General features: G+C 42.3%; 14 protein-coding genes and 2 pseudogenes. 6 read left to right on the top strand and 10 right to left on the bottom strand.

Annotation, left to right across the window (positions count from 1 at the left end; translation table 11 throughout):
- Positions 1-225: 225 nt before the first annotated feature.
- Positions 226-1464, top strand: a complete 1239-nt coding sequence (locus OGV65_RS09845; RefSeq protein WP_012291449.1) for an IS110 family RNA-guided transposase — start codon at positions 226-228, stop codon at positions 1462-1464.
- A 67-nt stretch (positions 1465-1531) separates the two neighbouring features.
- Here OGV65_RS09845 and OGV65_RS09840 read toward each other — a convergent pair whose 3' ends face one another.
- Together OGV65_RS09840 and OGV65_RS09835 are read right to left on the bottom strand one after the other, a co-directional pair.
- On the bottom strand, positions 1532-4129 hold the full coding sequence (locus OGV65_RS09840) for an AAA family ATPase (protein WP_286454899.1): 2598 nt from the start codon (positions 4127-4129) through the stop codon (positions 1532-1534).
- A gap of 770 nt (positions 4130-4899) precedes the next feature.
- Positions 4900-5880: an ankyrin repeat domain-containing protein gene (locus tag OGV65_RS09835; protein ID WP_286454898.1), complete on the bottom strand. Its 981-nt coding sequence runs from the start codon at positions 5878-5880 to the stop codon at positions 4900-4902.
- A gap of 186 nt (positions 5881-6066) precedes the next feature.
- Between OGV65_RS09835 and OGV65_RS09830 the strand changes: the two are divergent.
- A pseudogene (locus OGV65_RS09830) lies at positions 6067-6214 on the top strand (ATP-binding protein); the annotation flags it as partial.
- A 66-nt stretch (positions 6215-6280) separates the two neighbouring features.
- Here OGV65_RS09830 and OGV65_RS09825 read toward each other — a convergent pair.
- Positions 6281-6407, bottom strand: a pseudogene (locus OGV65_RS09825) (IS3 family transposase); the annotation flags it as partial.
- A gap of 240 nt (positions 6408-6647) precedes the next feature.
- Between OGV65_RS09825 and OGV65_RS09820 the strand changes: the two are divergent.
- The 3 genes from OGV65_RS09820 (at position 6648) to OGV65_RS09810 (ending at position 8311) form a co-directional block, all read left to right on the top strand.
- A complete protein-coding gene (locus OGV65_RS09820; protein ID WP_016246264.1) occupies positions 6648-7502 on the top strand; it encodes a DUF6387 family protein in 855 nt (284 codons plus the stop codon).
- 122 nt (positions 7503-7624) lie between these two features.
- Positions 7625-7831, top strand: a complete 207-nt coding sequence (locus OGV65_RS09815; RefSeq protein ID WP_045281733.1) for a helix-turn-helix transcriptional regulator — start codon at positions 7625-7627, stop codon at positions 7829-7831.
- A gap of 204 nt (positions 7832-8035) precedes the next feature.
- Complete coding sequence (locus OGV65_RS09810; RefSeq protein ID WP_001065761.1) at positions 8036-8311, top strand: hypothetical protein; 276 nt, start codon at positions 8036-8038, stop codon at positions 8309-8311.
- 173 nt (positions 8312-8484) lie between these two features.
- Here the strand turns inward: OGV65_RS09810 and OGV65_RS09805 are convergent, their stop codons facing one another.
- Positions 8485-8790 carry a hypothetical protein gene (locus OGV65_RS09805; RefSeq protein WP_045889377.1) on the bottom strand — a complete coding sequence of 102 codons (306 nt, stop codon included), beginning with the start codon at positions 8788-8790 and terminating at the stop codon, positions 8485-8487.
- Positions 8791-8859: 69 nt separating this feature from the next.
- The gene (locus OGV65_RS09800) at positions 8860-9423 is read right to left on the bottom strand and encodes a helix-turn-helix domain-containing protein (RefSeq protein ID WP_045889379.1); all 564 of its coding nucleotides are present in this window, start codon (positions 9421-9423) and stop codon (positions 8860-8862) included.
- A 994-nt stretch (positions 9424-10417) separates the two neighbouring features.
- Here OGV65_RS09800 and OGV65_RS09795 point away from each other — a divergent pair.
- Positions 10418-10843, top strand: a complete 426-nt coding sequence (locus tag OGV65_RS09795) for a hypothetical protein (RefSeq protein ID WP_080847598.1) — start codon at positions 10418-10420, stop codon at positions 10841-10843.
- A 136-nt stretch (positions 10844-10979) separates the two neighbouring features.
- On the opposite strand, the gene OGV65_RS09790 is transcribed toward OGV65_RS09795, so the two are convergent.
- From OGV65_RS09790 to OGV65_RS09770, 5 genes are all read right to left on the bottom strand, one after another.
- Positions 10980-11300 carry a hypothetical protein gene (locus OGV65_RS09790; RefSeq protein WP_032720473.1) on the bottom strand — a complete coding sequence of 107 codons (321 nt, stop codon included), beginning with the start codon at positions 11298-11300 and terminating at the stop codon, positions 10980-10982.
- Between the two features lie 26 nt (positions 11301-11326).
- Positions 11327-11713, bottom strand: a complete 387-nt coding sequence (locus tag OGV65_RS09785; protein WP_032720472.1) for an SEN1984 family lipoprotein — start codon at positions 11711-11713, stop codon at positions 11327-11329.
- A gap of 49 nt (positions 11714-11762) precedes the next feature.
- Positions 11763-12035 carry a hypothetical protein gene (locus OGV65_RS09780; RefSeq protein WP_080787408.1) on the bottom strand — a complete coding sequence of 91 codons (273 nt, stop codon included), beginning with the start codon at positions 12033-12035 and terminating at the stop codon, positions 11763-11765.
- A gap of 188 nt (positions 12036-12223) precedes the next feature.
- Positions 12224-13471 carry a relaxase/mobilization nuclease domain-containing protein gene (locus OGV65_RS09775; RefSeq protein ID WP_286454897.1) on the bottom strand — a complete coding sequence of 416 codons (1248 nt, stop codon included), beginning with the start codon at positions 13469-13471 and terminating at the stop codon, positions 12224-12226.
- Entirely contained in the window at positions 13468-13875 is a 408-nt protein-coding gene (locus tag OGV65_RS09770) for an ATP-binding protein (protein ID WP_080847601.1), read from the bottom strand. The genes OGV65_RS09775 and OGV65_RS09770 overlap by 4 nt, the downstream gene beginning before the upstream one ends.
- Positions 13876-14058 lie beyond the last annotated feature (183 nt).

Raw genomic sequence — 14058 nt, 5'->3', positions numbered from 1 at the left:
TATAGTCATTCGCACCCTGAGAATTACACTTTGAAGTGATTCAGGGTATGCGCTTACTGGTTACGAATATTGAGCGAGAATCATGCGATGATCGCCGCTTTTCTTTCGAGCCAGTAGGTGCTCCACGTTCGCTAACGAATACTCAGGGCATGCAGATAACTGCTGGCTATATTTCTTTCGAAGAGCGTGGAATGCATACCAATCCCCGATAAAAAGGAGTTGGTGATGACTGAGACTAATCAATTTGCTGCGCACGTTGGTCTGGACTGGGCAGATAAAAAGCACGATGTCTGTGTTCAGTTTAAAAACGGTGAACGCACATTCCATGTGATTGAACATACGCCGGAAGCGCTTGATGTCTGGCTTACCGAGTTACACCAGAAGGTAAAAGGCAGGATCGCTATCGCCGTTGAGCTGAAGAAAGGTCCCGTGGTGTATGCTCTTCAGAAATATCCATTTATCACCGTTTTCCCCGTCCACGCTTTGTCTCTGGCTCGTTACCGGCAAGCCTTCTCGCCCAGCGGTGCTAAAGATGACCCGCAGGATGCCGAGCTGGCATTAGAGTTAATGCTGCGTTATCCCCAAAAGATAAAAGCCATTGAACCCGACAATGCCGATATCCGGTTACTCCAGCAACTGGTTGAGCAGCGTCGTCAGTTGGTTGAAGATAAGCGCCGTTTTGTGAACCGGCTAATCAACACACTCAAACAGTATTATCCTCAGCCCCTGGAGTGGTTCTCACATCGGGGTAGCTTGCTATTGTGTGAACTGATTATGCGATGGCCCAGTCTGCAACAACTAAAACGAGCCAGGCGAGACACGATCCGCAACTTTCTCAATGCCAAAGGTGGCCGCGCAATGGCCCTTACCGAGCAGCGTGTTGTGAGTATTGATAACGCCATTCCGTTGACGACAGACCCGAGTGTTATAGAGGCTAATGCTTTGATGGCAACAGCACTGGCGACACAAATTAAAGTCGTGAGTGAAATCATCAAAACCTATGACGAACGAATCGAAACGCTGTTTGACACATTGCCAGATTCGGGGCTGTTCAAATCACTTCCGGGCATGGGGCCGTGTTTGGGACCACGAATGCTTGCTGCACTTGGTGATAACCGTGACCGGTTTAACAGCGCTGAAGAAATTCAAAACTACGCAGGTATTGCACCGGTGACAGAACGAAGTGGCCAGAAATCCTGGGTTCACTGGCGATGGCAGTGTGCCAAGTTCGTCCGGCAAACCTTTGTTGAATGGGCTGCCAAGACGGTTAACTCATCATACTGGGCCAGACTTTATTATCGGGGACTGCGAGAAAAAGGAAAATCTCACCAGTCTGCAATCCGGGCTCTGGCCTTCAAATGGATAAGGATCATTTACCGCTGCTGGAAGACCAAGACCCAGTACGATGAAGCGAAGTATTTGCTGGCACTGGAAGCGCGAAAGTCGCCCTTACTGAAGCCATAAAAAAGCTTGTCGAATGTCTCAGGGCGTGAAGCGGCCCATGGCTGCGAGGCCGCTCGCAATTTTAACTTCAGCCGATTCGAGTTTTAAACTCATTTATCCATGCAATGAGCTCCAATACATCTTTTTCGAATTCATCGAGTTCAACCGGAACCAGAGGCAGCTCATCGGATTGAGAGTGCTCGTAAACTGAATACTTGGTCATCAGCGCGTCAATAAGATCACAGTCTTCTGCTATTACCTTGGTGATACCCCGCAGCTTCCCTTTAGTATTGACATCACGTCTGAACCGGACAATCACATCATTTAAAAGGACAAATTCTACTATTCGTTCCAAGATTATCCGAAAATCACTGCATGCACTTTTTGCCGTAAGATCATAAACATCGGCATCTGCATCGGCTTGATGCTTTTTGAGCTTAGGGATGACATGATCCCTAATCATATTAAGCGACTTTTCAGGCTTGGCATCCCGCAAGCTGTGTTGCGCCAAGATTCCCGAAATTTTATCTAATCGTCTAAGCGACTGCACGGTATGGTTAATTTTCTCATTAGCCGGATTCTCACTGTGCTTTTTAATTACAGCATCAATGATGGAAACAAGCGAAAGGCGGTGTGTGAAGATTATGACCTGTCTGGTCTTCGCTAACTCGACAAGCCTAGCTACAACCCGCTCTTCGAAGTCCTGATCTAATGACGAAATAGGTTCATCAAAGATGAAGGGGGCTAACTGATTCGAACCAGTCGTATCGGCCAAGAATGCCGCTAATGCAACAATGCGGGCTTCTCCTTCACTGAGTATTACATCAGGAGTGAAGCCAGCTCGTGCCCCGACAAGGGTAAGCCCAAAAGTTATTACTCCTTTACCTTGAGCTTTGCTCTGCGGCACTACCGGCAAACGTCGCCCACCAAGTACCTTTAACTCCGCATCAAAACGGCTCTGATATCCAGCATCAAGCTCAGTTCTCCCTAGTTCGGTACGCTTAGTTGTCAAGGAATTGCTGGCCGTTAGTCTCACAGCTTTATCTAGCAAATCCACTGCAACCAAGCGCTCACGCTCGGCGAGAATTGCCATTTTGTTTTGACATAACCATTGCAGTGCCTTGAGTTGCTTAATGCGTTTTTCAAGTTGCTGGCGTTGCCCATCTTGTTGCAATTGCATCAAACTAATCTTCTCAGCAATTAAGTCGATAGCACGTTTTTCAACTGCCTGATCAATAAGCGCCCAATCGAATGCGATGATAGAACCAACGGCGGTACATGCCTCAAACTGTGAGCGCCTTGCTTTCAAAGTTTCATAACAGGCACGAGCAAAGGTCTCATCAAATTTCAATTGAGCCAGCCGTGCAATCCAATCCTCTATTGAAGGTAACTGAACGACCTTCGCAATGAGTTCAGCGCTAGTGGCTTCCGCAGTTTTTGCCGTGGTCTCTAAACCAGCCGTAACGAAAGCCTCAAAACTTTTGAGTCGAGCTGAGCCTTCCTCCGTAAGTTTCTGCTGGCAGAGCACACAATACGCACCTCCAGTAGTAACGGGAAATTCGCGGCTATGGTAAGCATGAACAATAGAGTAGTTTCGCGCTTGATCCCACATTAGCTTCCAAGCCGTTTCACCAACGCCTTGTAGGGGGGCTGTTGCGAATGCCTGCTGCGCAACTATATTGGCAGCCTTTCTTGCTGCAACAGCCAATTCTTTTGCCTTAAACAATTCCTCGGCTTTCCCATCCGCAAGACCTTCCTTCAATAACCTCATTGCCTGCTTAATGTTTTCTGAGGCAATCTCTTCCTTACTAATTGCAATCAGGCGTCCCTTGATGTCTTTCTCTGCTAACAGAGCTTCACCTTTGATACGCTCATCTTCCAAATCATTCCCATATTGGCAAAACGACTCAATTTTCTCAGCGGAGGTTGATGCTTTAAGAGAGTAGAACCAAGTATTTTCGGCGGTCTCTGTAAGATCACTTGGGAAAAGTGGAAGAGCACGGACAAGCTTTTCCTTCTCTCGACTTAATTGTTCAGAAACCATTCCTGAGATCTGAATGAGCAAAGATATAAAACGCATGCTGCTCGGTTCGTAGCTTGATTCAGTGCGTCCCATATATTGAGTCGCAGTTTTCGAGTCAAATACTTGGGCATACTTGAGCATCGGATGTGGGGCAGCCCCCGCCTGCCAATTGATTTCTACGGGTTTACCATCAATGGTGATTCGACATTGAGCACTGCAAGTATGCTCTTCGCTGCTGAAAACATACGGGCGGATTTCGTCCCTTGAACGTGAGCCACAGAGTTGTTTGAGCAGACGAGAAAAACTACTTTTCCCTGAGCCATTCTGCCCATATATAACAGCTAAACTACCAGCTCCGAATGGTAAGGACGCCCCTGGTTTGATGGCATTTACACCAAATACTTGTCTTACTTCTTCAATACGTACAATTCGCTGTAGCAACCCTGCTGAGAATGAGCCAGGTGCAACCTTCAAGAACCCAGGGTCATTTTGTTTAGCTGCTTCCAGTTTGCAGAGTCGAACCAGCTCAGTGAGTTCGACCTCATTTGGTAAACGTTTATTCTCGATAAGCTGTTTTGCTGCCGTTTGAAGCCAGTTACTACGTTCATTCAGCCACTTTTCGAAGTCATTGGTTCCGATTGATTCTTGTGCTAATTCAGACATCTTTGCTTCCTTTGCTCTTTGATGTACAAGTCGAAAAAAATAACGTATCTTTTTTGGGGGCTCCTGAATGAGTGCTCGGTCAAACGATACTGCAAAGAGCTGCCCTGACTTGCTCCCAGTTTTAAAGCTAGAAATGTCTGCTTCTGGCACTAAGCAGAAGTTCCTGAACAACGTAAGCTGGCATGCCCTCGTTCCTCCGTGGGGACTATCGATCTATTTGCCGGTGGTGTTTAAGCAATATCGCCAGCGGCGTGAGCTCACAGTGCATTCAATCAAGCTCACAAATCACACAGTCTTTACTTTTTTCAGATTCCCTAATGGTTTCGCGTCATAGCCTCAGCCAGATAAACCTGAGCTACTTTAGGGGTATATGCCTTTCTGAGCATAAAGGATACTGTTTCTATGAAAACTGATCGCGAGAGCACGATTAGGAGATCAGAACCTGATTTGACATTGATACTGGCTATCAGCGACGGGCAGTTCTTGAATACGTCTGACAATCCTTTACCTCATAAATTTTATTTCCAGAAGTGCCGTGATCCAGCACGACTGCTGATAACCAATATCACTGGGTAATGATTGACAAGTTCACTAAACAACGAGCAGATATTTTCAAATTGCCTGCTGCTTCCACATCACCAGGCAGAGGCGTCAGACCCTTAGCACCATACGTTTCATAGACTAATTCCCAATATAGTTAATGCTGAATTTCTTTGTTCATGTTGAGGCAGTATATTGAAACAATTCGAATAAATCACACATATAAGCTCTCACAATCTTCCGCCATTTTTAACTGTTACAGATATACTTTTAGCAGGTTTTAAATGCTTGGAGATTTCTTTCTGTTCGCGACGGATTTTGTATGAATTAATTTCTTCGTAATCCTTGTGTTTATTTATTTTTGATAAATCAACCAAGAGCTTATTTCTTATCATCCACTTTACAATTCGCTTGTCGATATCCTTATGGAGAGGACCGCCTTTGTATTTATAGAAGTGAATATCATGAATTTCACTGATGAAATCAAGTATGGATAAGATTTCTTTATAATCACCAATGTAACTGTTAATGGTGAAATGGTCTTTATTAAGTTCTATTTTGAATCCATGTTCAGAAAGGTAATACAAAAAAAAGGCTGAGTCGAGATTACAAAAATCTACATGCAGCGTTCTTCTGTCAAATCTATCAATATGCGAGAGAATGATATCATGTAATTCATAATCATATACATTGTCAATAAACCCTTTCCCTGAATGATCAATTTGATTGACATTGCATCCAGCATCTATTGCTACGGATAAAACTTCCGGGGAGAGGGGCAGGAAGAGAATATTTCTTCCTTTTTTATCGATGTGATTTATATCACAACCAGCATTAATTAATTCTGTCAGTCCTTCAGCATTCCTGTAATGTTCAAAAATGCATGTGTAGCCATTAGTATCCGTATGCGAGGTGTCTAAACCCAGTCCAATCAGTTTCTTCAGTATTTCTGGATTTTTTTGATGAAAGAGCGCATTTTGCCCATGTCCGTTGATATGGTGTATATTAATTCCATAACTTAGCAGGCAATCCATGGCTTCCAGGGTTCTGCAGCTAAAAAGGGCATTGTCACCGTTATTATGAACAGCATTAATATCATAGCCAGCTTTTAAAGCATTCTTTATACCATCAGGCGACGTTGCATTGAAGAATGATTCAGAAATGGCAAGGTCTAATGCCTTTTCTAATAATCCCTTTTGTAATAAGGACATGACTAAGTCCATAAACACCCCCATGAAAAAATGTTTAAGTCATTAGATATCAGAAATTCTGTGAAATGCAACAACTGGGGAAAGGTGTTCATGATGTGCGGTATAAAAATTTCAACAAACCACCCGTGGATACATCAGAAACACCTGCAGTAAATTTACGCCTGTAACCTACCGTCCGGACTATAGGACCAAACCTTCGTGGGAGATGCTACCATTATATCGGCAATGTTGAACCGGATTTTACATCACACACATCGTACAAATAAAAGGAGAAGGCTATCGACTGAATCAAAAACGGAAAGCCGGGGTTGTCGCTGAAGCTAATCCTGAGTAAACAAGGTGGATCAACATTAGACCGTCGGTGGTGGAGGTATGTGGATCACTTTTTACCCGTTGTTGACCCCTGGCGCTCCCAAGCCATTTCCAGTGCTCTGATGGTAAGTTTGCTGTCAGGTGAGAATTGAATTTCATTGCCACCCACCGGGTTTTCTGGCAAACAGGTCGAGAACAACGACAAGATACGCCCAGAGTAAAGTAAGAGGCAGGGCGTAGTCGGGTCATATCCCTGCCTCTTCTCTCCTGACAGGACGTAGACCCTGGCAAGTTGCATCAAAAGATAACAAATTTCTCAGTTCAACTTCCTTCTGGCTAGGTTAACGTGCAAGCAGGAACTGCTTTTCATCGATTAGTGAATACGGTAGTTTTTTCAAACTAACTGAACTCTATTCGTATGACTTAAATCTTTAAGAAGGCAGGAGATTTGAATTTTGAAAAACTGGTCACCAGAGCATACTAAAGAAATCAAAGCTTGGCTTGACATAGATAACTATCGCAAGCTCGAAGACATCAGTTTAAATGCCTTGTATCACGAACTTTGGGCAAGAGCGCTTCTGTACAAGCCAGGGCCTACTGACGAAGAAAAGAAAGGGCTATGGGTGTACATGACTGAAATTTTCAGTGGGAACCCCCATCTTTTCAAAGGGAAGCAACTCGATTATCCAACAGTTAACGATACTCTCTACAGTCCTCCACACATTTTTATCACGGATATCACCAGGCTTGCTGAACTTAGTGTGATGGCCCTTAGTGTGAATCTTTTCACTTGGGAGGAAGGAAACGATGAATATTGTGTTAATGCGCCTCATCACGAAGCTTATGTGTCACAACTCTTGTCCCCCTTATGTGAGAAAACGGTGTTGCTTGAAATCGATCTTGGTAGTGGTACTGACGATGAAATAGCCGAATCGATAAAAGCGGCCCTGCCACAATGGAGATCGGTAAAAGGAGTGGAAGTTAATGAAACCGGTATCGTTCGTTTCGGCTATGGAACCATTAAAAAAATCATAAATTACAGGTTGGTTGCGATGCTGGACATCTTACTTTGGGCAAAAAGGAAAGAACTAAGAATCTCAGATGATCGCCTCTCCCGGCTTCTTTATACTGATGAAGATGAAGAAACAACTACCCGTTTAGGGTATCACATTAAAGACTCAGATCGTCCGCTTGCGATGAAAGCTGCAACGATAGACTTCATTAGGCAGTTCAATTTTTTCATGAACCGAAATCCCCACCTGAAAAACATGAGAGTTTCAGATGTGATGAAACTCTCTGATTCTAACTGATCTCGAATTCCCGAAGTCTACTACTGCAGGGCAGACCGTAACCCTGCAGTTAGGAAACTCGCTCCTTTCTTTTCCCAACTGTTCGTATAGTGATCCCATCACAACGATAAAGGGAAAACAAAATGAAAAATCAAAATACCCGCCTAATTCGCTTGCCAGAAGTTATGAACAGAACCGGCTATGGCAAGGCCTGGATTTATCGTCTAATCAACGAAGGTTTATTTCCACAACCAATAAAAATTGGTTCGCGTGCAATTGCATTTGTCGAAAGCGAAATTGATGAATGGATCGCATCTGCAATTGAGCGTTCACGTAAAAATGCAGCCTGATTACGGGGTTAATGATGAGTGCATTAAATTTGGTGTGTAAAAATAAATGGTGCTATTCAACAATGAGCAGAGGGCCGCCTGATATTTTACAAGTAGTATTAGGTCAGGCTTTGGTATTAAGAAGTAATAACAATAGTCATTGGTGGAAATTATAATGGCATTTTTACCGTGACATTATAGATTAATAAGTACAGGAGATTTAAAATGAATAATTCAATCAGAGTACCGGAAGATAAAGATTTTGTATGTGCATTTGTGACTTCACCGGATAGCTTGTATGAGGCTATTGAAACCTATCGTAATTATGTAGATCCAGTCGAAGAGATAGAGTTTGAACACGTCCTTCTTTATTTGTTGTGTTCTATACTGGTGGAGGGTGCTACAGATGTTACCATTAATGATGAAGTACGAATGTGTATTGAGCACCTTGTCAATGAAAAAAATATTATCAGAAAGAATAACGCAGGTAAAAAGGTGTAAAGTCTGTAATAAATTATCATGGGTACAGACAGCACAAGTCTGTACCTTCTTATTTTAATTCTACTGGCAATGGTAGATAAAAATTATGTGCTTTTGATAGTGGTCATGTGGTTTTGCTATAGCAAGCATTGCAGGATAGGAATATCCTGAACTTTCATTCTCTGCCCTTTGTTTTATTTAAGATAACTGAAAAATACAGGGTTTAAACGATACTGGTATTTAAACTCAGTAGGTATGATAACATTCGTATCAATCAGTTCATCGATGGCCCGATAAAATCGGGCTGGCGTAATATGTATCTCTTCCTGCTGTGCGATGGATGTTGCACGGTGAAAGTTCAGGTAAACAGTGTTTTTATCTGGTGTGTATGAAGCGATTAATGTGAGAAGCCAAAACACATTGTGAGCAGTATTGTTCAGATTGCGTTGTTCATCTGATAATTTATTCTGGTAAAGGTAAGCAGGGAGTCTTTGCTTCATAAAGATATCTTTTATTTTGTTAAGTTTTTCACTGGTGTGGGGCGTAAAATCACCGCGCTGTTATGTCTTTTAAAAGGGAATGCCGTCAGTTGGATATCTGTTTCTGGATTTTTTTACAGGCTTTGTTTTGCGCCCTGCGCGATAAAAGTTGAATGAAGTGGCAAAATCTTCAGTCTCAAGTCTGGATTTACTGAATTTATCCATCAGATCTTCATTGAAACGATGAGGAATGCCTTTTACGCATAAATTAGAATTCAGGTAAACCTGACCATCTTCAGCATTACGGATCAGTATTTTCCTCTCAAATAATTCTCTGAATGCACGTGAAACATTTGATTTATTCAGTCCTAACTCTCTGGCGGTACGTGACTGTGAAAAGTCAGGGATAATATTTCCATAATCAATGGCCGAGAAAAGATAAAGAACAATTCTGAATGCCGTTGGTGTCAAATCCATTCGGGCGAGTGTGGCCGTATTATCTTTAAAGACCATCGAAAAATCGTCACGAAAGGATGTCTTTTTACAGGCACTTGCTTTAACTTTTATTTCTTCCAGATCTTCGGGCATAACATCTAATGCTTCTGCAATAATTGCTTTTTGTTCTTTAGTTAACATAACACTTGTGTTTGACATAATGGTTCCTTTTTTATTATTGTGATAACAGATATGGCATATTAAATTTGTTTGTCAATGCTATTAGTAATGAAAATTTAAAAAATATTATATTTATTGCGCTGTGATTATTTTTTTAGTGGAATATTAAGGGGTGTCAGAGTTATTACGAAGGGTGCTAAATTTCACCATCACCTGTTATGTCATTAATAATTTTTGGTGCTGAAACTAATAACAACAGGTTTTCCTAATTATATGATTTTATTGATTAATTCAAGATTATGTTCTGCAAGATAAAAGAATGATAAAGAAATAAGAAACCACATTTTTGCATTAGATCGAAACTCAAAGCCTTGGTGTACTTGATAAAAACACTTTTATAGATGCTTTTCTTACATAATATCTTTCTTAAGTGAAGCCTGCGCAACTGTGTGTTGCGCCATTGGGCTCCAGAACATTGCTAAAACGTTTTTCTGTAAGTATAAATACGCTTCGCGCAGAAGTTCAAACAAATGGGGTTAGCTCTTAGCACAAATACGCTTCGCGCAAAAAAAATCAGGAGGCTAAGTTGATCGGGAAAGCGAACACAGATACATGATTTACCCGTTTGCTGACTACGGCTCACGCCGGAACCCTTCGGAAAAACCCTTTCTGCTTCAGCGAGTGAGTGCTGCGGGCACTCAAAGGCGCTGCCAGGGAGACAAAATTAAGTTTTTTCAACTGTTTGGTAAAAATAATTAAAATTTATCGGTAGTCGGGGCGTAAGCCAGTGCGTAGCACGCTCTCATAAAATATTCCTGTGGGTTTCTTATCTGTAATAGGGAAATAACTCAGATAATTGAAATATGAAATAGTAATGCAATCGGTAAGAAAAAACTTTTCCACAGTAAAAGCTGTTTTTTTATTTACGGGAGAAGAAAAATACATATAAATAATAAAATATTCCAATATACTATTGATTTTAATTTTTAAGATGATAGTACTTAATTATAAAAACAAAAAAATGGAGGAAATCATGAGTGCTATTAATGTTTTATCACAGGAGGAAAAATTTATACATGTTGTTGATAAATTTATAACCCATCATCACAACAGCGTTAATAACAATGCCTTTTATAAAAAACTTTATGTTCTCTTCGCAGGGTATCATCTGAAGTATTTTTATTCACGGGCGCAGTACCGCAATTCATGTTATCACGTAGATAATATTATGCAGATGTTTACAGGAGTCGTTTCGACCCTGAACACAACGCTGCTCAGAAAGCTTGCAAATAGCGACACGTTGCTGCATTGCCTGAATTCACTTGTGAATTATATTTCAGGAAATCTGGATGAAGCAGAGCATATTTATGCTGATTTACTGGCCCAGTATGAAAAGAAACGCATTACAGGCTCTCTGGCTTATACTCCACCAGGCTCAGTGGTCAGGAAAAGACTGTGACAGCGACAGCGGCGTGGATAGGACATGGGATACTGGAGATAAATGGATCAGGCGTATCCGGCAGGACACCAGATGCAATAGAAAAGGAGGGACACCGAATGGGTGGCCCACCTGTCGCGATGGCTTTATAGTGGCTTTACTTATCAACGACCTGCCAGCCATCTTCCGTTTTGACAAGGGTTATAGCAGCAGTACGCTTTTCGTTATCGACAATAGCCGTCACATTGCATTTATAGCTTTTATCAGATACTTCTACGCAGTCATGCTTTTTGACTGATTTTAATTCGCGCAGTGCGTCTTTTGGAACATCCTTGCCCGCTATAGATTTCACGAAAGCATTCGTCTGTTCCACGACCTTATTCATGGCCGTGTAAATATCCTGTTCGGAGGGTTCACTGTTACAGCCACTCAGCAACGATGCTGCGGTAATGAGTGTGATAACGGCATAAGTTTTCATAAATAGATCCCTGACTGTAAGGTGAGTTATTGAATCAGACCCGTATTCATCCTGCTTTTATTTTCAGAGAACGACCACGTGCTGACCGTTTCTCCTTTAAATTCGATTTCCAGTGTTTTGGCCTGCGTCTGTGAGCCCCCTGTCAGCAGCCCAACAACGGGAATGAATGTGGTGGCATCAAACTGATTGTTGTCCATCGAATAAGTCCATTCTTCATTGCCACTATCAAGTGTAGTTTTGGTTTCGGGCTGACCGAATGCGGTAATTATTTCTGATTTCGTTGTTTTATTTTTGATGATTTTCGACTGCAGACTTTGTGATGTTTCTTTTTTTAGATGCTGGTTGCCTGATGTTGAACAGCCAGAAATAAGTAAAGAAGAAATAAAAAAAACAGAAATCATGAATCTGTTCATAAGTTCTCTCATATTAATTTTTTATGTTTGCGATGGTGTGAAATTAATATCACCGTATAAAAACAACTCTGTCTGCATATTTCTTTTTAATAACGCAGATAAGAATAATGACGCTGGCAAAAAACGTAATGACTGAGACAGGAGTACTGCCGGTCAATGAAAATACTAACCAGGCGAGAGCTAATGCCACGAATTGAAAAAGGAATGCCACACTGAGTGGACTTTCACCATAGGCCACTTTTGCATGGCAGCCTTTGCAAATCCGCACGCCGTGCGGGCTTTGTGTAAAGCAGAAGGGACAGCTAATCGTTTTATTATCCATCATGACTCCGTGGCCTGATTTAAGGTGATGTATTTTTGAACATTTTCGATGAATGATCCGCTTTAGTAAAATTGCTTGTACCGATCGATGGATCTCTGTTAATAGGTTATGACTATCATAACTAAGTTATCGATCTATATAAACGATCAATATTTTGTTGACTATCACTCTGTTATGGACTAGTTAACTTATGGCGCAGGATGGTGGTTGTTTTTAACTAATTGTTCTTTAATGGAATTTGTTGTTGTGGAATGACAGTGTGTTAGAAGATGGAGATGCAGGATTTGGTGGAAAGGATGTGCAGTGGCATGTAACAGAGACATGCCCCTGCGCCTGAGAAGCGCCACAATATGGCCGAGCAATCCAAGCCACGAATACAGACGACGCTGGCGGGGTATCTGACGAGCTGTATTATGCAGTTTGCTCCTGAGTTGAATGACACTCACTGTTTCCTGTTGTCTTTCCTGACGCATTTTTTCTTCAAGCTGAAGGATTTTCTCCAGAATCGTTTCCCGGTTTGCAGCCTGTTCTTCAGACTCGCATGATGGCACTGGCACTGGCACTGGCACTGGCACTGGCACTGGCACTGGCACTGGCACTGACGCAGTTTTAGGTTTTGTTGGCTGCCGTGCTTCTTTCAGTAAAATCAGATGTTCCGGCGTAAAATCAACCAGTGCTTGCAGGGAAGACCAGCCATATTTTTTACCCAATTGAGAGGCTTTAAAGGCTATGCCCTGGTACTGAAATGAAAAACCATTCATTTTACCCGTTGTGGCGATATTGGGTTTGCAGCTCACGCCTTCCTGTCCCAGTAAACGGACAAATGTTAGTAAATCGGGGCGGCGGGTTAATGCATTGTCGATCAGGGCCTGCAACTGTGACTTAGGGCAGGGAGTTGCTGTTCGTTCTGCCATCATCAGCTCATTGCGTGAGGGTTTTCTTTTAGCCTGAGGGCGACTACTGGTTGCAGGTGTTGTTTCAGTGAGTCCGTGTATTCGCTCCAGTTCGCTGATAATTCGGGTGCTGACGAGATTTTCATTTTTCCCCAGGTACAGCTTTCCACCGACCATGTTAATGCGACTTGCAATGATATGGATATGCTGCCCGTCGGCATCGTCGTGAAGGATATAACAGCGAAGATGTGTGTCAGTGAATCCCATCCGGGTCATATAATCGTCAGCGAATGCCGCCCACTGTCTGGTTGACAGACTCTCACCCTTTGGCAGGCGAAGCGAATTATGCCATACAGGTTTGGCGACATCGGGGCGCAGCAGCTGGGTGCTTTTAAATTCACTTATAAGCTCAGCAGCAGTGCTGCCCGTCATGTTGCCACCGATGACATAAGGCGTGATTTTGTGGTGAGAACCTGACTTCAGGCTATAGAGAACCACACCTGTGAATTGTTTACCCCTTTTTATTTTCTGCATGCCTTTCATCGGTCTTGCTCCAGAAAGGTTAAAGGAATAAGGTGATCCCTGAGAGTTTTGATTTGTCTGCGAAGGGCAAAGAGTTCTGTACGGGTCAGTTCGCTGTAAGGGCTTTTGCTGTCGAGGTGATTCAGCAGGCGGTTTAAATCCTGTGAAAGGCTGCCGAGTTTAATCCAAGCTTCACGATTGATTTCTGGCAGAACCGGCGGGAGCTTATTCAGGGAAGCCATCCTGAGCCATTCTCCTTTTTTATACTGACCTCTTTTACTGTCGAGAATAATTAACTCTTCATCATTTAATCTGACACTAATGCAGTGATGTCGTATTTCCTTCTCAGGAAGTTTGTCAGTATGGAATTTACCGCGTTTTGATACTCTGGTTATATCATCATCATTATTCCTTTCACTTTTCATAGTTATCCTTTTGTTGCATGTTTATTACTACAGATAACCGATGCAGTGAATAAGTCAAGTTGTTACGGGGTGAATAATTTAATTGGCTGGATTAAAAAAGTATACCATTTGATAAATAGTATACCCAAGAAGATTTATCAGCTTAGTTATCATGAAATAAAACCTTTCAGACTAAGAAGAAGG

It is taken from the genome of Citrobacter sp. Cb004 (assembly GCF_030337065.1).
GTDB classification, from domain to species: Bacteria; Pseudomonadota; Gammaproteobacteria; order Enterobacterales; family Enterobacteriaceae; genus Citrobacter; species Citrobacter braakii.
Note: the sequence above shows the minus strand (reverse complement) of the source record. Positions and strands in the feature narration are given on the sequence as shown.